17 protein-coding genes are annotated in these 19,814 nt (G+C 65.7%); 7 read left to right on the plus strand and 10 right to left on the minus strand.

The features are described from left to right. Positions 1 to 9: 9 nt before the first annotated feature. Positions 10 to 1,083, minus strand: a complete 1,074-nt coding sequence (locus DT069_RS13285; RefSeq protein ID WP_425450218.1) for a sugar-binding transcriptional regulator — start codon at positions 1,081 to 1,083, stop codon at positions 10 to 12. 174 nt (positions 1,084 to 1,257) lie between these two features. Between DT069_RS13285 and DT069_RS13290 the strand changes: the two genes are divergently transcribed. Beyond that, positions 1,258 to 1,521 carry a DUF1127 domain-containing protein gene (locus DT069_RS13290; RefSeq protein ID WP_119460806.1) on the plus strand — a complete coding sequence of 88 codons (264 nt, stop codon included), beginning with the start codon at positions 1,258 to 1,260 and terminating at the stop codon, positions 1,519 to 1,521. Positions 1,522 to 1,530: 9 nt separating this feature from the next. Here the strand turns inward: DT069_RS13290 and DT069_RS13295 are convergent, their stop codons facing one another. The 6 genes from DT069_RS13295 to DT069_RS13320 form a co-directional block, all read right to left on the minus strand. Further along, positions 1,531 to 2,325 (minus strand): crotonase/enoyl-CoA hydratase family protein, encoded by a 795-nt coding sequence (locus DT069_RS13295; protein ID WP_119460807.1) that lies wholly within the window; start codon positions 2,323 to 2,325, stop codon positions 1,531 to 1,533. An 11-nt stretch (positions 2,326 to 2,336) separates the two neighbouring features. Continuing rightward, entirely contained in the window at positions 2,337 to 3,587 is a 1,251-nt protein-coding gene (locus DT069_RS13300; protein WP_119460808.1) for an MFS transporter, read from the minus strand. Between the two features lie 136 nt (positions 3,588 to 3,723). After that, the gene (gene gcvA, locus DT069_RS13305; protein WP_119460809.1) at positions 3,724 to 4,611 is read right to left on the minus strand and encodes a transcriptional regulator GcvA; all 888 of its coding nucleotides are present in this window, start codon (positions 4,609 to 4,611) and stop codon (positions 3,724 to 3,726) included. A 222-nt stretch (positions 4,612 to 4,833) separates the two neighbouring features. Then, a complete protein-coding gene (locus DT069_RS13310; protein WP_119460810.1) occupies positions 4,834 to 5,427 on the minus strand; it encodes a LysE family translocator in 594 nt (197 codons plus the stop codon). Positions 5,428 to 5,566: 139 nt separating this feature from the next. Next, entirely contained in the window at positions 5,567 to 6,313 is a 747-nt protein-coding gene (locus tag DT069_RS13315) for a glucose 1-dehydrogenase (protein WP_119460811.1), read from the minus strand. Beyond that, positions 6,310 to 7,485, minus strand: coding sequence for an MFS transporter (locus DT069_RS13320; RefSeq protein WP_119460812.1), 1,176 nt, complete (start codon positions 7,483 to 7,485; stop codon positions 6,310 to 6,312). The genes DT069_RS13315 and DT069_RS13320 overlap by 4 nt, the downstream gene beginning before the upstream one ends. A 116-nt stretch (positions 7,486 to 7,601) precedes the next feature. Between DT069_RS13320 and DT069_RS13325 the strand changes: the two genes are divergently transcribed. Further along, a complete protein-coding gene (locus tag DT069_RS13325) occupies positions 7,602 to 8,498 on the plus strand; it encodes a LysR family transcriptional regulator (RefSeq protein ID WP_119460813.1) in 897 nt (298 codons plus the stop codon). Positions 8,499 to 8,508: 10 nt separating this feature from the next. Here DT069_RS13325 and DT069_RS13330 read toward each other — a convergent pair whose 3' ends face one another. After that, entirely contained in the window at positions 8,509 to 9,972 is a 1,464-nt protein-coding gene (locus DT069_RS13330) for an aromatic amino acid lyase (RefSeq protein WP_119460814.1), read from the minus strand. Between the two features lie 76 nt (positions 9,973 to 10,048). Beyond that, positions 10,049 to 11,182 (minus strand): alanine racemase, encoded by a 1,134-nt coding sequence (locus DT069_RS13335; RefSeq protein ID WP_425450219.1) that lies wholly within the window; start codon positions 11,180 to 11,182, stop codon positions 10,049 to 10,051. 172 nt (positions 11,183 to 11,354) lie between these two features. On the opposite strand from DT069_RS13335, the gene DT069_RS13340 reads away from it, so the two are divergent. From DT069_RS13340 to DT069_RS13360, 5 genes are all read left to right on the plus strand, one after another. Next, positions 11,355 to 12,491 carry an NAD(P)/FAD-dependent oxidoreductase gene (locus tag DT069_RS13340; RefSeq protein WP_119460815.1) on the plus strand — a complete coding sequence of 379 codons (1,137 nt, stop codon included), beginning with the start codon at positions 11,355 to 11,357 and terminating at the stop codon, positions 12,489 to 12,491. Between the two features lie 100 nt (positions 12,492 to 12,591). Further along, on the plus strand, positions 12,592 to 14,163 hold the full coding sequence (locus tag DT069_RS13345) for an ABC transporter substrate-binding protein (protein ID WP_119460816.1): 1,572 nt from the start codon (positions 12,592 to 12,594) through the stop codon (positions 14,161 to 14,163). 90 nt (positions 14,164 to 14,253) lie between these two features. After that, complete coding sequence (locus DT069_RS13350; protein ID WP_119460817.1) at positions 14,254 to 15,270, plus strand: ABC transporter permease; 1,017 nt, start codon at positions 14,254 to 14,256, stop codon at positions 15,268 to 15,270. After that, a complete protein-coding gene (gene ddpC / locus DT069_RS13355) occupies positions 15,271 to 16,185 on the plus strand; it encodes a D,D-dipeptide ABC transporter permease (protein ID WP_119460818.1) in 915 nt (304 codons plus the stop codon). An 11-nt stretch (positions 16,186 to 16,196) separates the two neighbouring features. After that, the gene (locus tag DT069_RS13360) at positions 16,197 to 18,227 is read left to right on the plus strand and encodes a dipeptide ABC transporter ATP-binding protein (RefSeq protein WP_162913181.1); all 2,031 of its coding nucleotides are present in this window, start codon (positions 16,197 to 16,199) and stop codon (positions 18,225 to 18,227) included. A 19-nt stretch (positions 18,228 to 18,246) separates the two neighbouring features. On the opposite strand, the gene DT069_RS13365 is transcribed toward DT069_RS13360, so the two are convergent. Next, complete coding sequence (locus DT069_RS13365) at positions 18,247 to 19,704, minus strand: M81 family metallopeptidase (protein WP_119460820.1); 1,458 nt, start codon at positions 19,702 to 19,704, stop codon at positions 18,247 to 18,249. Positions 19,705 to 19,814: the final 110 nt, after the last annotated feature.

The raw sequence follows: 19,814 nt of genomic DNA on the forward strand, positions 1-19,814 counted from the left end.
CGCAGGTGATTACGCCGTTCGCGTCCGGTCGAGCCGGTTCCCGGCGGTGATTGAAGCGGATCGTGCATCCTGTTCGAGGGCCACGATCTGTTGGGCCGCGACCTCATCGGTGATCAAGCCGGTAAGGACGCCGCTCCGAAGCGCCGCAAGGATGGCATCGCGCTTGCCGCCGCCGCCGGCGACGGCGATGACCTCGCGGTCGCGCAGATCCTCGATTCGCAGGCCGAGGGTGCGCTCGTTGACCTCGCAATCGACGGGCTTGCCGTCGGCGTCGAGGAAGTGTCCGATGAGATCGCCGATCGCGCCGGCCTCGCGCAGGGCCTCATATTCCAGGTCGGTCAACTGACCGACCTGCTTCATATGCGCCTCGGCGCCGAGCTCGCCGACACCGACGACGAACATCTCCGCCTGCCGTGCCAGCCGCACGATCTCGCGCACGCTCTGCTGCGCCATCAGGACCGCCTTGGCCTCGGCGCTGTCGGCAATGAACGGGATGGGCAGGAAATAGCCCTCGCCGCCGGTGCGCTCGGCCAGGCGGTGGATGACATCGAACGGGTTCGTCGCGGCCCGCCGCGTCAAGCTTCCGAGCAGCGACACGAACCGGTGATCGGGCCGCGGAATGGTCGGAAGCTGGTCGGCGACGGCCGCGAGCGTTCGGCCATGGCCGACGCCGATCACCTTGGCGCCGACCTGCTCGAGATAGCCCGCCAGGAACTGGGCGCCTGCAACCCCCAAGGCCGCGATGGTGCGGGTGGACTCGTCGGATCCGGGCATGGACATGGCCGGGATCACCGTGCAGAAGCGCAGACCGAATAGCCGGACGAGACGATCCTCGACCTCGATGCATTCGGCCGGGGCCCCTTCGACGAAAACCTTGATGAGACCGAGTTGGCGCGCCTGGGCGATCAGCCGGTGAACCTTGACCGCGGACACGCCAAGCCGCTCCGCGATCTGCCCCTGGGTATAGCCCCCGACAAAGGACAGCCAAGCGGCGCGCGTGGCGAGGCTCGCCTCTGGTGATGCGACGCGAATCGTTTCCTCCTGAAATTTTTTTCGTTCATTGTATTTTTTTCCACTCTTCACCCGTCAGCCGAAGGCGTCAAGCGAAAATGCGCGTCAGCCGAAGTCCGGCAGTGCGGTCGGTCGCTTGGTGAGTGTTGCTCACGCATCGAGGAGAAGAACTCGTTTGCCTACAGACACTCGGCCCTGCATCCATTGGGCATCCGAAGACTGTGAGGTAGCAAGCGGGCGAACTCGATGCGGTCACGATTCAGCGCCCCCTTCATTGAGCCGAGGCCTTGGTTCGCCAAACGCCGATGCGCCGCCGCGAGTAAGCCGCACAGCAGCACGCACGTTCCCTCGACCATTGCTCGAAGAGCGATCGATCTCGTTCTGGCGTGGCGTGAGAACGCACGTCAGCGGCGGGTGCTCGCCGCCCTCGACGAGCGCATGCTGAAAGACATCGGCCTCAACCGGCTCGAGGTCGTCCGCGAGGTTCGCAAGCCGTTCTGGAGATCGTGATTCGAAAGTTCAGATGTCCCCGAAGGAAGCTTGCCGCTTTTCTAGGAATGCGCCGACACCTTCCGCGACATCCTGCGTGGACGCGACGCGCGCGAACTGGCTTGCTTCGATCGCCAAGCCTTCATGAATTCCGACATTGAGGCCGCGCGTGACGCTGGCGAGGCAGGCGGTCACGGCAAGCCGCGATTTCCGCCGAATCGCGGCCGCGAGCTGATAGGCTTCATCGAGCAACCGATCCTTCGGCACGACCCGGTTCACGAGGCCCATTGCAAGCGCTTCCTGTGCGGAAATCGGCTCGGCGGTCAGGATCATCGCCAATGCGCGCTTGCGACCGATCAGCCGCGGCAGGCGTTGCGTTCCGCCGAAAGGCGGCGGAAAGCCGAGGTCGATCTCCGGCTTGGCGAAGGTTGCATCCTCACTTGCGATCGCCAGCGGCGCCGCCTCGGTGATCTCGCAGCCGCCCCCATAAGCCAGCCCGTTGACCGCAACGATGATCGGCTTCGGAAAGGCCTCGATGCGGCCGGTCAGCGCTTGACCCCGCCGCACGAACTCACGCATCGCGACCTCCACGCCGTTCTCAAGGCTTTGAGCGAGACCGAAGATATCCGCGCCGGCACTGAACGCCCGATCGCCGGTTCCGGTCAGAACCACGACGGCGATCGACTCGTCTGCCTCGATTCGGTCGAGTTCCTGCATTATCGCGTCGATGGTTGCATGGTCGAGCGCGTTGAGCCGCTCCGGCCGGTTCAGGGTCAGTGTGCTGATGCCATCGGCATTCTCGCGAAGCAGTGTTCTTGTCGGCATAGCAGGCCTCCTCAGCAGTGGGATGGACGCGGTGCGCCTGGCGCGGCGCGGTCGCGGATTGGAATATGAACGGCAGCGGCGAAGAGTCCGGCGAGTGCGGTGAACACCCAAACGGAGTTGTAGGAGCCGGTGGCCTCGAACGCATAGCCGCCCAGCCAGGCGCCGATGAACGAACCGACCTGATGACTCAGGAAGCAGATGCCGAACAGCGTTCCAAGATGACGGACACCGAACATGCGGGCGATGAGATTGCTCGTGAGCGGCACGGTTCCAAGCCAGAGGAGCCCCATCACCGCGGCGAAACCGAGGACCAGCGCCTCACTCGGGGGCAGGACTAGGAGTGCTGCGATCGCCGCGGCTCGGATCAGGTAAAGCCAAGCCAGGAGATGCTGCGGGCGCCAGCGCGCGCCGAGCCAGCCGCAGAGCCAGCTGCCGATCGTGTTGAACAGCCCGATGACGGCGAGAGCCGTCGCGCCGAGCGCGGCCGGCATGTGGCAGGTCGCGAGATATCCCGGCAGGTGCGTGCCGATGAAGGCAAGTTGCAGGCCGCAGGTGAAGAAGCCGATCGTGAGCAGCTGATATCCACGATGCCCGCCTGCCTCGCGCAACGCCTCGCCCAAGGTCGGCTGGCGCAGGCCGAGTTCTGATAGGCTCGACGGCGCAGCCTTGGCACCGCCAAAGGCAAGGCAGAGAGGCGTCGCAAGCAGAACGACGAGGCCGAGGAAGAGTAGCCCAGCCGCGACCCCGCTGCCGTCGATGACGGTCTGCGCCAGAGGAACGACGCCGATTTGACCGATCGATCCGACGGCGCTCGCCACGCCCATGGCCACGCTGCGCCGCTCCGGCGATACCGCACGCCCAACGGCGGCCAGCACGACGCCGAAGGTCGTGCAGCTCAAGCCGATTCCGACGAGGATGCCGATGCCGACGATCGCGCCCAGGCCGGTCGGGACAAGCGCCGTGAGCGCCAGCCCGGCGGCGTAGACGATAGCGCCGAAGCCCACGATGATGGCCGTCCCGAAGCGGTCCGCGGCGGCGCCGGCGAAGGGCTGGGCCAGGCCCCAGACGAGATTGTGCAGGGCGATGGCGAAGGCAAAGACGGTGAGCGGCAAACCCCGTTCGAAGGAGAACGGGCCGAGGAAAAGCCCGAAACTCTGCCGCGCGCCCATGGCCGCCGCCATGACCAAGGCACCGGCGACGATGATGACGGTCGCGTTGCCGATCCAACTCGATCGTTTGGACGAGACGAGCTCAGCGGTCATGGCATCCTCTGGCGGTCGAGCCCTGAGGATGCAACCCCTCCAGAAGTCGGACAAACGAATTGGCCTGCAGGGCAGTTGAGTCGTTTTCACCTGTCGCGGCGGCGCGACATGCATCATCCAGCATCGCCGCTCGGTCTCAGAGTTGCGCTGTCTCGGCGACGAGCCAGCGCTTGAACGCAGCGATCTCGGGGCGGTTTTCGGCCGCCTCCGAGCTGACGAGCCAATAGGCCGTCGCGGCGGGTACGACGGGGTCGAGAGCCCGCACGAGACGGCCGCTGGCGAGATCGCGATCAACGAGCGGCTTTCGCCCGATCGCAATTCCAAGACCGCTTGCGGCTGCATCGAACGCTATGCGAGCCGTGTCAAACTGGAACCCGCGGGAAAGGTCGACGTCGCCGATTCCTGCCGCCTCGAGCCAGGCGGCCCAGTCTTCTGTAGCGGATACGACGTGCAACAGCGTGACCCCTGCCAAGCGGGCAGCGCCGTCGGCGCCAAGCGTCGAAAGGTACGTCGGCGAACAAACCGGAACGAGCCATTCCTGCATCAGCTTGACAGACGCGAGCCCAGGCCAGGGACCGCGCCCCATGCGGATTGCCAGATCTACGCCATCCGTGGGGAAGTCCAGTTGGCGGCGTGCCGTGTCGATCGACACCACGATCGGCGGATGCTGCTTGTGGAACTTGTGGAGGTTCGGAAGCAACCAGTTCGTCGCAAAGGTCGGGGCGACGCTGACGAGGATTCGGCGGTCGGTCCGGCGGCTGGGCAGCCGTTGCGTTCCGGTTGCGATCATCGACAGCGCCTCGGAGACGTAGGGGAGGTAATCCTGCCCCGCGACGGTCAGGGAAATGCCGCGCGGTCCACGGTCGAACAAGTTTACGCCGAGCCATCGCTCGAGCGAGACGATGCCGTGGCTGACGGCGCTCGGCGTGAGATGCAATTCCTCCGCCGCCAGCTTGAAGCTCTGATGCCGGCCGGCGGCTTCGAAGAGGCGAAGCGCATTCAGCGGCGGAAGGCGAAGCGCCATCGAGACCACCCCATCGAGACCACGGTCGAAGGCCTTACTCCGAACCCTGGTGAAAAACTTCATCCACCCACACAGCTGAAGCAAGTGAGCGGAATTCACTCACTAATGAAAAATACTACCCTGATCAGGGAGGTGCGCGGTTGCCGGCCGAAAGGCCAAGGCTTCCGCACTCCTCCCAACTCATAAACTCGTCTGTTTAACGGCCGCCAGCGGCCTGGGAACTCAGAACAACGACGCGAGCGCGAGGGACGCGACGAGAAGGACGGCAAAGGTCATATTGATGAACCGGTTGGCACGAGGTTCCCGAAAGAAGCGGGTGAGCCCCGCCCCGGCAAAGAGCCATGCCGAACTGGCCGCGATGATGATCGCCACCAGAACGATCACCTTCACCGCCGCGTCCAGTTCGAGGCGCTCCTTTACCAGGACAAAGCCGGAGAACAGGGCTGCCATGGCGGCATAGCCCTTCGGATTGACGAGCGACAGGAATATGCCGGCAGCGAAGGACGGCTGGCGACGCGGACCGGCCCCCTCCGCCAAGGGCGGCGCGGTGGCGATGCGGATGGCGAGATAGGCAAAGTACGCGGCCGCCAGGGTGGCCGCGACGGGCTTCGCCCCCGGCAACGCCAGCAGAAGGCCCGCCACGCCTGTCGCGATGATCCCCATCACGATGACCATGCCGATGACGATCCCGGTCAGGTAGCCGAGACCGCGACGAGCGCCAAACGCGGCGCCGGTGGCGGCAAGACTCAGCGTGGCCGGGCCGGGGCTGCCAGCCAGCGCGAGACCAGCCAGAACGAAGCCAAGCAGCCCTTCCATCTCACGGCCCTCCCATGTCGAGCAAGCGCAGCGTCTCTTATGGACGGGAGGGTGGCCGCGCGTCTTGAACGATCGTGCGGCGCACCTGCCTTTCACGGGAGCAGCTTGATCCGTCGCTCTGCCGAGATCGCTCCATGGCTTAGAGCCCACCGGAGACGCGCAGGATCGAACCGGTCACGTAGGATGCTTGTTCCGACAGCAGCCAGAGAACAGCGCTTGCGATTTCGTCAGGTTCGCCGATCCGTCCCATCGGCACGCGGGAGACGACGCGAGCCGGACGGTCCGGTTCGCCCGCGCGTGCGTGAATGTCGGTGAATACGGTGCCAGGTGAGACGGCATTCACCCTTATGCCGCTTGGCGCCAGTTCCTTGGCAAGGCCTATGGTGAAGGATTCGACCGCTCCTTTGGTGGCCGCATAGTGGACATATTCGTTCGGCGCGCCCAGCGTGGCGGCGATCGAGGATATGTTCACAATGGCACCGGCGGTGCTGCGACGCTCCCATCGGCGGATGGCTTCCTGGGCGCAAAGCATTGTCCCGACCACGTTGACCTCGAGAACGCGACGCAGAACGGCATGGTCCAGCTCGCGAAAGCTGCCGATCGGCCCTGTCACTCCGGCGTTGTTCACGAGCGCCGAGACCGGACCCAGCGTACTCTCAGCCTGGTCGAACAAGCTGCGTGCCGGTTCGGGTTCGGCGACGTCGCCCTGCACGGCCAGCGCTTGGTGCCCCGACCTTTCGAGCTCTTCGAGCAGTTGGCCCGCCGACGCCGAATCCTGCGCGTAGCTGAAGCACACCGCATATCCCTGGCGTGCGGCCTGTCGCACGATTGCCGCTCCGATGCCGCGGCTTCCTCCGGTGACGACAAGGACACCTCGATCGGTCATGTTCGAACCCTCCGGAAATGCATGTTCAGCAACAGGGCGGACCCTAGCGTCAGTCCGGCCAGGAAGAAACAAAGGCCTATGGCGACGGCTTCGCCGAACCGCTCGATGACGACAGCGAAGATCAAAGGCGCCATTGCGGAGACGACAAAGCTTGGGACCAGGAGCCGCCCCACCAAAGCCCCATAGGTGCGATGGTCGAAGAGAACCAGCGGCAGCGTCCCCTGCGTGATGGTCACCACGCCATGGCCGGCACCATAGAGAAAGACGAATGCCGGGGCGGCGAAAACGAATGTACCGCTGAAGAACGCCAGAGCGAACGAGAGGGGAAGCAGAAGCATCGCCAGGAAATTGAGCTTGAGCGGATGCATGTGTACGCCCAGCAGAACCTGGCAAAGCCGTCCGGCGACCTGGCCGATGCCGCGGAGCGTGCTGACCCAGACAGCAACGGACGCGGCAAGGCCGAGCCCGGTGAGCAGTCCGATCACGTGAGCGGACATCGCTGAGCTCAGGAAATGCACCAAGGCGAATGCGAGCGCGTAAAGACCTCCCGCAACGATCTGATCCCGGCGTGTTCCGGCCAAGGGAGGTGCGTGGCCGGCAATCTCGGCCGAGGAATCGTACCGAACGACCGGGATGCCGAGGTGCAGAAGAATAGTCGCGAGCGCCAGGCCCGCATAGACGAGAAGCGCGCCGCGCCAGCCCAGCCAATTTGCCAGAGCGTCGCCGAACGGCCAGAAGACGGTCGAGCTAAGTCCTCCGAAAAGCGTGACCTGAGCCATCGCCGTCTTGGCGTGAGGGCCGCCGATGCGCGCAAGGGAGGCAAAGGCAGCGTCGTAGAGCGTAAGGCGCATGGCGACGCCGAGGCAGATCCAGGACGCATAATAGGGCAGCAGTCCGTGAGAAAGCGCCAACCCGATACAGCCGACTGCGGTCAGCGCTGCGCCCACCGCCATGACACTGCGCCCGCCGTGACGGTCGATGAGACGACCAGCGAACGTTGAGATGCCCCCCATGGTCAGGAGAGCGACCGTGAAGCCGCCGTGAACCAGGGGCAGGCTCCATCCGAGGTCGGCGGCGATGCGGTCACCGAAAACGCCGATGAGATAGTAGGACACACCCCAGGACACGAGCAGTGACGCGCCCATGCAGAACACGATTCGAGGCGCGATCATTGCCTTTATCACGAGCTGACCATTGTGAAGTTCGCTTCCTTTCAGGTCAGCTTGTGTGACAACGTACAATAATTGAAGCTTTGATTTGTTATGGATCGCATAAGGGAAACTTTGACTTGCGGGAGCTGGATCTCGGGCAGTTGAAGACGTTCTGCGCGGTCGTAGAGCTCGGCAGCTTTTCAGCGGCGGCCGCTCGTTTGAGCTTGTCGCAGCCCGCTGTCAGCTTGCAGATCCGGCGGCTTGAAGGGCATCTGGGCACGCGTCTGCTCGAACGGCTCGGGCGGCGTGTCACCACCACGGCAGCGGGGGCCGAGCTCCTGCGGCACGCGAGCGCCATCGAGGCTGCCGTTCAGTCCGCCCTCGAAGCGGTGAGTGAGCACAGCAACGGCGCGGTTGGACGGGTCCGCCTGGGGACCGGAGCCACGGCTTGCATCTACTTCCTGCCTTCGATCCTTCGCGACCTGCGGGCTCGCTTTCCCGGTCTCGAAATCACCGTCACCACGGGCACCACGACGGAGATGCTGGCTCTGGTCGCAGAGAACCGGATTGACATCGCGCTCGTCACCTTGCCTGTCACAGGCCGGACCTTCGACGTCAGTCCGATCCTGACCGAAAGGTTTCTCGCCGTTGGCCCGGCCGACGGGGATTCCTTTCCAACGGTGGTCACGCCACAATTTCTCGTTGGAAGGCCATTGGTGCTGTTCGAGCCCGGCGGAAGCACACGCCGCCTCGTCGAGGCATGGTTCTCAGCCGCAGACTTGTCTCCTGCTCCCATTATGAGTCTCGGCAATGTCGAGGCGATAAAGGAGCTTGTCGGCGCCGGACTCGGCTATTCCATCCTACCGGGCATGGCGCTTCGGCAGACCGAATCTCGGAGATGGGTCTCCCGCCCCCTCTCGCCGAAGCTCGACCGCACGCTCGGACTGGCCGTTCGCGGCGACAAGCCGCGCAGCCGGGCGTTGCGGGAGGTGATCAGCGCCTTTGGCCGCTGGCAGGACAGCCCTTGTTCGTGATCCGCGCTGATCAGGAGGGGTGATCCGTCGCCGAGAACACACCGGCAGTGAAGGAGTCGGCGAGCCTTTGCAATTCCGGTCCGAGGACCCGGTCGTCGTCAACGGGCGGAACGACGGCGCGCACCTCGTCGAGGAACTGGCGAAGCGGCGGCGGAGCGGAACGGCCGGTTGCCTGCAGCGCCTGCGAGGCGATGACGGCCAGCATGGCGAGCGCCGCATCAAGGCATCGCCCGGCCCGCTCCTCTTTCGACCAGGCGAGGAAGACCGGCGATGCGACATCGTCCTGTCCGGACCCGGCGCTCTCGCTGCCGGGAATGAAGGTGCGTTGCGCGGCGGCCCTGGCCTGCTCCAGATAACCGATGACCGCCATCGGCACATAGCCGAGCGCGCCATGGCCGTCGGAGTCGCCCGGCTCCCTGCCGACCAGCAGCAGGTCGGGGAGCAGCGAAACCCGGCCGTTGAGCAGCTTCGAACTATGCCGGTCGCAAAGCAGGCAGAGGTCCGCCCAGATGGCCGCCAGACCATCGAGCGCGGGCGCCGCCATCGCGTTGTGATACCCGCCGGTGCTGAGGCAACGGCCGTAAGGGTGGGTGCCGTCGGGAGGAACATAGACCGGGTTGTCGGACACCGAGCTGAGCGACACCGCCGCAGCCTGCTCCGCCGCTGCCAGCGCCCGGTGCGCCTGACCCAGCACGCGCGGCAGAATTCGATAGCTGACGGGCGCCTGATAGTTCCGACGCCCTGTCCCGGTGCCGTCAAGATAGGCCCTGAGGCCGCACAGCGCCGCCGCCTCATGCTCATCGCCCCACAGCGCGTCGAGCGCAGCATCATAATGCTCCAGCGGGGCCCGGAACGCCTCGATCGAAAGTGCGAAGACGCGATGCACGAGGCGAACCCGGTTGCGCGCCGCCAGTGCGGCATCGGCGACCAGCGCCGCGCCACAAGGCGATCCGTTGATCAGCGACCCGCGCTCCTTCACCTCCAGGTCGAACCGCGTCGACAGTTCGGCGAACAGCGGATAGAGCGCGAGGATCTCTCCGGCGCCGCCCTGGCCCGACGCCGGGACCGTCGGCAGCGGCCCGCCGTCGAGCATAGCGGCGACGGCCAGTGCGATCCGTGGGGTCGTCGCGGCGTGGCCTTCGAGAAAATTCGCCAGCCGGGCAAGAACGATGCCCCGCACCACGCGATCGGGCAGCGGATCGCCGAATGCGGTGGCGGCGGCGAAGGGTTTGAGCCTGGCGTGCTTATCGCGCTCCGCACGGGCCAGCCGGCTGCTGGCGAGCTCGCCCATGGCGGTCGTCACGCCATAGATGACGACCTCGGGATCGTTGTCGATGAGCTGTAGGAACGACTGCCGGCAGGCGGCGATGCAGTGCAGCGCCTGGTCGCTGATGCGAACGATCTCACCCTGCCAGGCGACCCGGTGGACCGCGTCGAGCGTGATATCCGCACGCGTCGTCAGAACGACCGTCATGATCCGCCCACTCCTGACATGATCCGACCACTCCTGACCGGCCTCCGGTCCGCCGGCTATGTCTCCGTCCGCCTCCTCACCAGCCGTTGATCCGGCTCCAGAAGCCGGCAAGCCGGCCGCCCTGCAGGATATGGTAGCCGTCATAGGCGGCGGCGGTCATGCAGGCATGGTTCGGCAACACCCGCACCTGCGCGCCGATCGGGAGCCGGTCAAACCACCCTTCGTCGGGAACGGGCACGATCCCATGCTCCTGATGCACGTCGGCGACGACCAGCGGGTCGAGGGGCACGAGATCGTCGCTGCAAAGCAGGCCATAGCCGACCCCTGGCATGACGGCGCCCGCGCTCGTATCCTTGGACAGCGCGAGCCCTCCGGCGTCGATCAGGATCTGGCCGACCTGACGGTTGTGCCCGACCACGCTCGCCAGAACCGAAAGCGCGATATCGTCGATCCCGCAGACGCCGATCCCGACTTGGTCGAGGTCGAAGAACATATAGACGCCGGGCCGCATCTCCGTGACGCCCTCGACATCGCGGGCGACCACGGCGGTGGGAGTCGACCCGGTGCTCACGATCGGGCAGGGGAACCCGGCCTCGCGCAGCCGGCCTGCCGCCTCGGCGACCGCCGCGGCTTCGTCCCTCGCGACCGCCTCGATCGCTTCACGGCCGTGCGCTTGGTAGGAGTGTCCGGCATGAGTCATGACACCCGCGAGGCTGGTGCCGGCGTTCCCGGCAAGCCGACGCGCGATCTCGAGCAGCCGGTCATCCTGCGGCAGCACGCCCGCGCGTGCACCCCCGCTGTCGATCTCGATGAGCACCGCGCAGACGACGCCCTCCGCCGACGCTGCTCGGCCGACGGCATCGGCCGCCTCCGGCGTGTCGACGATCATCTTGAGGTCGACTCCTTGCCGGAGCAGCCGCGCCACACGCGGCAGCTTGGTCGGCGTCATGCCGACGGCGTAGAGAATGTCGCGGAAGCCGTTCTCCGCGAAGCCTTCGGCCTCGCGAAGCGTCGACACCGTGATCGGCCCGCCGTCGCCGACCGCCAGCCGGGCGACATCCACGGACTTCGCCGTCTTGAGATGCGGGCGCAGCGTGACGCCGAGCGCCGCCATCCGCGCCCTCATGGCGTCGAGGTTGCGTTCCAGGCGATCCCTGTCGAGCAGGAGCGCCGGCGTGTCGAGCCCCGAGTCCTTGTCAAATACGCTCAACGCTTCCTCCCAGATTGCGATCCCATGGCACCCGTCGGAACATAGAGCCGCGAAACGCCATCCCGCAAGATGACGGTCGACTCCGGCCGGCTTGACCCGCTATGAGATCGACACTGGAGAAGCCGGGTGGATGCACCTGGACCTGGATGAATAGTTAACAAGACAGCCGATCATGGATGAGTTCGAGTTCATAGTCATCGGCGCGGGCATGGCCGGCGCCTCGGTCGCCTGCGAGCTTTCCGAGCATGCGACGGTGCTCCTTCTCGAGCAGGAGAGCCAGCCTGGCTATCATTCGACCGGCAGGTCCGCCGCACTGTTCGCCGAAACCTATGGCAATCGGACCATTCGCGCCCTGACGAGCGGTAGCAGAGCCTTCTATCTCGATCCGCCGCGGGGATTCACCGAGCACCCGCTGCTTACACCGCGCGGTGCGCTCTTCATCGCACGGCCTGACCAGACGGAATCGCTCGATCGGCTTCTCGAGGAGGTCGCGGGGTTGCGCAGCAACATTCATCGCCTCGACGGTCGCCAGGCCACGAACATGGTCCCGACCCTCAAGAGTGACTATGTAGCCGACGCGGTCGTCGATCCCGACGCGATGGATATCGAGGTGCATGGTCTTCTCCATGGCTATCTTCGCGGCTTCCGGGCGAGAGGCGGCAAGCTTGTCGCCGATGGCGGCGTCCAGGCGCTGGAGCGCGATGCCCAGGGCTGGAGCGTTCGAACGCGGACCGGCGGCGCCTATCGGGGACAGGTCGTCGTCAACGCGGCAGGGGCCTGGGCCGACGAGGTGGCGGGACTGGCCGGTGCGCAGCCGGTCGGGCTGACGCCAAAGCGTCGGACGGCGATCCTGTTCGCGGCGCCGACCGATGTCGATTCCAAACCGTGGCCCCTTGTGATCGACGCCGACGAACAGTTCTATTTCAAGCCGGATGCCGGCAAGCTTCTGGCCTCGCCGGCCGACGAAACGCCGGTGCCGCCCTGCGATATCCAGCCCGAGGAGCTCGACATCGCCATTCTGGTCGATCGGCTGCAACAGGCTACGGACCTGACGATTCCGCGCATCGAGCATAGCTGGGCGGGTTTACGGACATTCGCGACGGACAAGACCCCGGTTGTGGGCTTCGACTCGGAACTTTCCGGCTTCTTCTGGCTCGCCGGGCAAGGCGGTTACGGCATCCAGACGGCGCCGGCCATGGCCCGGCTCGCGGCGGCCCTCGCCCGACACCGGCCGGTCCCGTCCGATCTCGCTGATCTCGGCGTCACCACCGAATCGCTTGCCCCGGGCAGATTTGCCGCCGTTGCCTGAGCCGGATCTCCATCCTATGCTCGTTGCCCTGCCCTCTTAGAGGCTTGGCAAGAAACGGAATCTGATCCGTCCGAAGATGAATTGAAGACTGGGAGGAACCATGAAACGACTTCTACGCGGATTACTCGCTGCCACCGCCTTCTGTGCGTCGGCGGCCCTGGTTGGCGGCGGCGTCGATCCGGCGCAGGCCACGGATCTACATACGTTGGTGATCGGCAAGTCCGGCGACCCGGACAATCTCGACCCGGCGGTCACCATGACCAACAATAGCTGGACCGCGACCTATCCGGCCTATGAACGGCTGGTCAGGTTCAAGGTCGAGGACGGCCGGGGCACGACCGAGGTCGAGGGCGAGCTCGCCGAGTCCTGGACGGTGAACGAGGACGGCACGGTCTGGACCTTTACCCTCGCCGGCGGCCATAAGTTCGCCGACGGCTCGCCCGTCGATGCCGAGGCGGTCAAGTTCAGCTTCGATCGCCTGCTCAAGATCGGCAAAGGGCCGTCCGACGTCTTTTCGTCGGTCGAGAAGGTCGAGGCGGTGGACGACCGCACCGTCAGGTTCACGCTGAAGGAGCCGTTCGGCCCCTTCCTCTCCACGCTGGTCGTGGACGGCGCCGGGATCGTCAATCCGGCCGTGATGGAGCATGAGGTTAATGGCGACATGGCGCAGGGTTATCTCGCCGACCATAGCATGGGAAGCGGCGCCTTCCAGGTTGCAAGCTGGGAGAAGGGGCAGCGGATCGTGATGGAGCCGAACCCCCATTATGGCGGGCCGGAGCCGTTCTTCGAGCAGGTCGTCATCCGGATCGTCAAGGAAGCCACGGCGCGCCGTCTCCAGCTGGAGAAGGGCGATCTCGACATCGCCGAGGAGATTCCGGTCGACCAGCTCAGCGCGATGGCGGAAGTGCCCGGCGTCACGATCGTCGACGAGCCCAGCTTCTACGTCACCTATCTTTATCTGAACAACGAGCGCGCGCCGCTCGACAACGTCAAGGTTCGCCAGGCCCTCTCCTACGCGATCGACTATCAGGGGATCATCGACGGCATCCTGCTCGGCCAGGGCATTCAGATGCGCGGCGCAATTCCGAAGGGCCTGTGGGGCCACGACCCGTCGGTCATGCAGTATGAGTATGACCTGGAGAAGGCCAAGGCGCTTCTCGCCGAGGCCGGGGTCGAGGACCTCAAGCTCAGCTATCTCTACGCCAAGACCGACCCGAACTGGGAGCTGATCGGCCTGGTCCTCCAGCAGAACCTGGCGCCTCTCGGCATTGAGGTCGAACTGCAGGAGTTCGCCTATCCGACCATGCGCGACAAGCTCGACACCGGCGACTTCGACATCGCGGTGGGCAACTGGACGCCCGACTATGCGGACCCGTCGATGTTCATGAATTTCTGGTTCGATTCGGAGCGCCATGGGCTGGCGGGCAACCGCTCCTTCTACACCAACCCCAAGGTCGATGAGCTGATCCGCGAGGCGGCGACCGGGTCCGACCAGGCAGAGCGGACCAAGCTCTATCAGGAGGCCCAGGAGATCGCGGTCGAAGAGGCGGCCTATGTCCTGCTGTTCCAGCGAAACTACCAGTTCGCGATGCGCGATGACGTAGAGGGCTATGCCTACAACCCGATGCTGCTGCAGATCTGGGACTTCGCCCGCATGTCCAAGTCCGAGTAGCGTCCGAAGACGGTCATTCCCGGCCGGGGCGGATTGCCTGCCCCGGCCGGGAGCCTTCGGACGGCTCTTCCTTCATCGGACCGTCAAGCCATGTCATTTCTGAACATCATCCGACGACGCCTCGTCCTGCTGATCTTCGTCGTCTTCGGCGTCTCCGTGGTGACCTTCGTCATCTCGCACATGATTCCGGGAGACCCGGCCAGGATGATGGCCGGCGAGCGCGCCTCCGACGAGACGGTGGCGCAGATGCGCGAGGCGCTCGGCCTCGACCGGCCGCTGCACATCCAGTACCTCACCTATGTCGGCGACCTTCTGCAAGGCGATTTCGGCGTCTCGATCCGCACGCAGCGGCCGGTGATGGATGACATTCTCCGGTTCTTCCCCGCCACCATCGAGCTGGCGGTCGCGGCGCTCCTTTTCGCGATCGTGCTGGGCATACCGCTCGGCGTGCTGTCCGCCGTCGCCAAGGACCGCGGCATCGATCATCTGACCCGCACGCTCTCGGTCACGGGGATCTCGACCCCGGCATTCTGGCTCGGACTGCTGCTCATCTATCTCTTCTACGGGCAGCTCGGCATCCTGCCCGGCTCGGGGCGCCTCGCCGGCAATATGTCGCCGCCGCCTTTCGTGACCGGCTTCTACACCGTGGATTCGCTCATCGCGGGCGACTGGGCCGCACTGCGCAGCGCGCTCGCGCATCTGATTCTGCCGGCCCTCACGCTGGGTTTCATCCATCTCGGCGTCGTCACCCGGCAGATCCGCTCCGCCATGCTCGAAGTGCTGCAGGAGGATTATATCCGGACCGCGAAGGCGAGCGGGCTCTCGCGCGCCCGGATCGTCCTTGATCACGGCCTGCGCAACGCGCTCATCCCGTCGGTCACCATGATCGGCTTGGCCTTCGGCGACCTGCTCTACGGCGCCGTCTTGACCGAGACGGTGTTCGCCTGGCCGGGCATGGGGAACTATGTCGTCGAGTCGATCGCCGCCCTGGACTTCCCGGCCATCATGGGGTTTACCGTCGTGGCCTCGACCGCCTATGTGCTGCTCAACCTGCTGGTGGACCTGACCTATATGTTCCTCGATCCGCAGATTCGCGAGATCGGATAGATGACCGTCACCGATCGCCCGGAGACACTCCCATCGGCCGAGGCCGATACCAACGGGCCGGCAGGCGCGACGTCGTTCGACTGGCGCTATGTCTGGTACCAGCTTCGCCGCAGCCCGCTGGCAATCGTCGGCCTCGTGATCATCATCCTCGTTCTTGCCACCATGATCTTCGCGCCGGTCCTGGCGCCCTACGATCCCAACGCGATCAACCTGCTGAACCGGCTGGCGGCGCCGAGTTTCGAGCACTGGTTCGGCACGGATCAGGTCGGGCGGGACCTTCTGTCCCGGGTCATCTACGGCGCGCGGACCTCGGTGACGGTCGGCTTCGCGATCGTCGGCATCTCGATGGGCTTCGGCGTCGTCATCGGCGCGTTCTCCGGCCTCGCCGGCGGCCGCATCGACACGGTGATCATGCGCTTCATGGACGTTCTGCTGTCATTCCCGTCCTTCGTGATGGCGATGGCGCTCGCGGCCGCGCTCGGCCCCGACCTCATCAACGCGATGCTGGCCATCGCCGTGGTTCGCATTCCCTTCTATGTGCGGCTGGCGCGCGGGCAGGCGCTGTCGCTGCGCGAACGGCCCTATGTCAAGGCTGCCGTCACCTTCGGCTCGTCCCGGCTTCATATCGTCCGGCGTCACATTATGCCGAACTCGCTGGCCCCGATCATCGTGCAGGGCACGCTCGATATCGGCGTCGCGATCCTCACCGCCTCGGCGTTGAGCTTCATCGGCTTGGGCGCGCAGCAGCCGACCGCGGAATGGGGCGCCATGGTCAGCAACGGCCGGGATTTCCTGCTGGACCAGTGGTGGTACCCGACCTTTCCGGGCCTCGCCATCCTGATCACCGCCGTGGGCTTCAACCTCTTCGGTGACGGGCTGCGCGACATCTTCGACCCGAGACTACGCGCCAAATGACGGAGGCGAACATGTCGGCTGTTGTCGAGGTCCGCGACCTTTCGCTCGAGTTCCCGACCTATCGCGGCCCGGTGCACGCGCTGAGCAACGTAACGCTGTCGGTCGGTGCCGGCGAGATCGTCGGGCTGGTGGGCGAATCGGGATGCGGGAAGTCAGTAACGTCGATGTCGGTGATCCGGCTTCTGCCGCCCGCCAGCAACCGGATCACCGAGGGGACGATCCGCCTCATCGGCCGCGATATGCTGGCGACCGGCGAGCGCGAGCTACAGGACATGCGCGGCAAGCTGGTCTCGATGGTGTTCCAGGAGCCGATGAACGCGCTCAACCCGACGATCCGGATCGGGCGCCAGATCACGCAGGTGATCCACCGCCACGAGCGGGTGAGCCGAGCCGAGGCGGAGGCCAGGGCCGAAAGGCTGCTGGCGGAAATGCAGGTCCCGGACGCGAAGCGGGTGATGAAGAATTACCCCTTCGAGCTGAGCGGCGGCATGCGCCAGCGCGTGCTCCTCGCCATGGCGTTCTCCTGCAACCCGAAGGTCCTGATCGCCGACGAGCCGACCACGGCGCTCGACGTCACCGTGCAGGCCCAGGTCTTGACGCTCTTGCGCGAGAAGGCGAAGGAGCGCGGAACCTCGGTCCTGTTCATCACCCATGATCTCGCTGTCGTGGCGCAGCTCTGCGATCGCGTCTATGTGATGTATGCTGGGAAGATCGTCGAGCAGGGCCGGACCGCCGACGTTCTTCGCCGCCCGCTTCATCCCTATACCCAGGCCCTGCTTCGCTCCCTGCCCGAACTCGGGCAGCCGAAGCAGCCGCTCGCCTCCATCGCCGGCACCGTGCCGGACCTCATCCATCCGCCGGGAGGCTGCCTCTTCCGGCCGCGCTGCGCCTTCGCCCATGATCGCTGCGTCGAGGTTCCGCCCCTTCTCAGCGGTGGCGGCGAAGAGGTCCAGCACGCGGCCGCCTGCTGGCTTCTGGCGGACGGGCATCGCGATTCCGCGGACACGGGCCGATCGGACCTGCCATCAAACGAGGCAACCACCCTTCCGGCCAAGCCCGCGAAGCAGACGCTGCTGACGCTCGAAGGAATCGGGATGCGATTTCCTGTCGGGGCGAATTGGCGCGGGCGTCCGCGCGGCTATGTGCATGCGCTGAACGGCGTGGAGCTCGAGGTTCAGCGTGGCGAGACATTGGGCATCGTCGGGGAGTCGGGCTGCGGAAAGAGCACGCTGGGCCAGATCGTCATGGGCCTCCTCCGACCGACCGACGGGCGGGTCCTGTTCGACGGAACGGATCTCGGCAATCTTCCGGGATCGGAGATGCGGCGGATGCGCCGCCGCTTCCAGATTGTGTTCCAGGATCCGCAAGCGTCCCTGAATCCCCGGATGACCGCCTGGCGGGTGATCACAGAACCGCTCGCCGTAGCCGGCGGTCGCACCACCTCCTGGCTCAAAGGCAAGGCGCGCGAACTCGCGCTCCAGGTCGGGCTGCGCCCGGACCAACTGGAGCGCTATCCGCATGAGTTCTCGGGCGGGCAGCGTCAGCGAATCGCGATCGCCCGGGCGCTGGCGTTGGAGCCGGAGCTTCTGGTCCTGGACGAACCGACCTCAGCGCTCGACGTCTCGGTCCAGGCGCAGATCCTCAACCTCCTCCTGAGGTTGCAGCGCGAGCTCGACCTCACCTATCTGTTCATCTCGCACAACGTCTCGGTCATCCGGCATGTCGCCGACCGGGTCGCCGTCATGTATCTGGGGCAGGTGGTCGAGCTTGGGCCGACGGCCGAGGTTCTGAACCATCCCGGGCACCCCTATACGCGCGCGCTGCTTGCCTCCGTTCCGAGCCTGGACCAGAGCGCCGAACTCGCGGCGCCGGTCCGCGGCGTCGAACTGCCGAGCGCGATCAGGCTTCCGACCGGATGCTTCTTCCGCGAGCGCTGCCCCTTCGCGGCGGCCGGCTGCGACCAGCCGCAACCGCTTCGCGGTGCCGAGGCCGACCGCCATCTGGTCCGCTGTCACCGGACCGGCGAGCTGCCGCCGGCGTAAGACTCAATCCGCTCCCGGATCAGCCGGCAAACGGATCCTCCGCCAGCGGCCAGACCGGGCGCGTGAGCTTGGTATAGGGGATCGCGTCGAAGACGGGCTGCAGCGCGCCCAGCGGCGCGGCGTAGAGGATGCGCTTGGCGATCGGTGCGAACCCGGCGTGAAAATGCTGCGTCGACTTCACCACGACGATCTTGCGCCGCGTCGGGTCCAGGCCGAGCTTGGTCATGCCCTCCGGATGGAAGACCTGGGTGCGGAGCGTGGTGAGGACCAGGTCCACGCCGTCCGCGACGACCCAAGCGGATGGCCCCATGTCGTCCGGCGCATGGCCGAAGCGCTGGGTAATCGTTTCCGCCAGCCCCTTCACCGTGACGCGGAGGTCGACCGGATCGCCGGACGCCGTGCCGCATTTGCCGCCGATCCGCAGATCGAAGCTTGCCCCTTCGCCCGCCTCCATGCAGAAGCGCACCGCCACGGGGTCCCAGTAGAATCCAGTTGCGATATCGGTGATCCCGCGCTCGAGGATGCGCTTCAGGAAAAAGGTCGAGTCGCCCGGCGCGCCGCCGCCGGCATTGTCGGAAACATCGGCAATGACGATTGGCCCGGCTTGTTCGGCCAACGCGATGTCGAGCGCCTCGTCGATCGTCAGGAAATGCGGTGTAATCTCGTGCCGCATCCGGAACAGTTCCTCGCCGAGCGTCCGGGCCAGGGCAGCAGCCTTCTCCCGATCATTATCCGTGACGACCAGGGTCTTGGCCCCGACATCGGCGACGTCGCCCCAGGGAAAGCCGTGTCCGAACGACACCGAAAGCACGCCGTCCCTGCCTTCCAGGGCGGCCATCCGATCGACGAAGCCGCGCAGCGGCTGTTCCGTCGTGCGGAAGGTGTTGATCATGCGGCAGTCGAAGGCCGCCATGACCGGCTTCGTCTTGCCCTCGGCCGCATCGGCGATGAGCGAAAACAGCTCCTCGGCGCGATCCGGGATATCGACATGCGGATATTCCTTATAGGCGACCAGCGCCGTCGCGTGATGAATCATCGCATCGGTGATGTGACAATGCAGGTCGAGCTCCGCACCGACCGGCACGTCGGGCCCCACGATCTCGCGCACGCGTGCAAGGACGTCGCCCTCGCAATCATCATAGCCTTCCGCCACCATCGCGCCATGCAGGGCGAGCAGGACCATGTCCACCGGCATCGCCCGCCGGAGATCTTCGAGGATCTCGTCACGGAACGCTTCATAGGCACGGCGCACGGTCGTGCCGCCGGGCTCGGCAAAGGCGCACAGGCCCTCGGCCACGTTCCAGCCGCGCTCTTCGGCGCGCCGCCGCCAGACGTAAAGCTGCGCCGAGCAGTAGTTCTCCGGCCGCCGCGTGGCGTCACCGTGAGCGATGAAGGCTTCGGCGAAGGACTGATGACCGGTCGGGATGGGAACAAAAGTGTTGGTCTCGGTATCGAGCCCAGCAATGAAGATTTTCATGGGACAGGAGCGGGAGCAGTTTCGACGGTGCGGCGCCGAGCATTCAGCATCGATATCCGTCGGTCAAGCGACAAACCCTTCGAAAGCAAAGGCGGTGCAACGCAGGAAGC

The organism is Virgifigura deserti, assembly GCA_003576685.1.
GTDB classification, from domain to species: domain Bacteria; phylum Pseudomonadota; class Alphaproteobacteria; order Dongiales; family Dongiaceae; genus Virgifigura; species Virgifigura deserti.

Bases quoted from the DNA above. Each gene is read 5' to 3' on its own strand.
- DT069_RS13290 (WP_119460806.1), top strand. From the start codon at position 1,258: ATGCGGTCACGATTCAGCGCCCCCTTCATTGAGCCGAGGCCTTGGTTC.
- DT069_RS13295 (WP_119460807.1), bottom strand. From the start codon at position 2,325: ATGCCGACAAGAACACTGCTTCGCGAGAATGCCGATGGCATCAGCACA.
- DT069_RS13300 (WP_119460808.1), bottom strand. From the start codon at position 3,587: ATGACCGCTGAGCTCGTCTCGTCCAAACGATCGAGTTGGATCGGCAAC.
- gcvA (WP_119460809.1), bottom strand. From the start codon at position 4,611: ATGGCGCTTCGCCTTCCGCCGCTGAATGCGCTTCGCCTCTTCGAAGCC.
- DT069_RS13310 (WP_119460810.1), bottom strand. From the start codon at position 5,427: ATGGAAGGGCTGCTTGGCTTCGTTCTGGCTGGTCTCGCGCTGGCTGGC.
- DT069_RS13315 (WP_119460811.1), bottom strand. From the start codon at position 6,313: ATGACCGATCGAGGTGTCCTTGTCGTCACCGGAGGAAGCCGCGGCATC.
- DT069_RS13320 (WP_119460812.1), bottom strand. From the start codon at position 7,485: ATGATCGCGCCTCGAATCGTGTTCTGCATGGGCGCGTCACTGCTCGTG.
- DT069_RS13330 (WP_119460814.1), bottom strand. From the start codon at position 9,972: ATGACGGTCGTTCTGACGACGCGTGCGGATATCACGCTCGACGCGGTC.
- DT069_RS13340 (WP_119460815.1), top strand. From the start codon at position 11,355: ATGGATGAGTTCGAGTTCATAGTCATCGGCGCGGGCATGGCCGGCGCC.
- DT069_RS13345 (WP_119460816.1), top strand. From the start codon at position 12,592: ATGAAACGACTTCTACGCGGATTACTCGCTGCCACCGCCTTCTGTGCG.
- DT069_RS13350 (WP_119460817.1), top strand. From the start codon at position 14,254: ATGTCATTTCTGAACATCATCCGACGACGCCTCGTCCTGCTGATCTTC.
- ddpC (WP_119460818.1), top strand. From the start codon at position 15,271: ATGACCGTCACCGATCGCCCGGAGACACTCCCATCGGCCGAGGCCGAT.
- DT069_RS13360 (WP_162913181.1), top strand. From the start codon at position 16,197: ATGTCGGCTGTTGTCGAGGTCCGCGACCTTTCGCTCGAGTTCCCGACC.
- DT069_RS13365 (WP_119460820.1), bottom strand. From the start codon at position 19,704: ATGAAAATCTTCATTGCTGGGCTCGATACCGAGACCAACACTTTTGTT.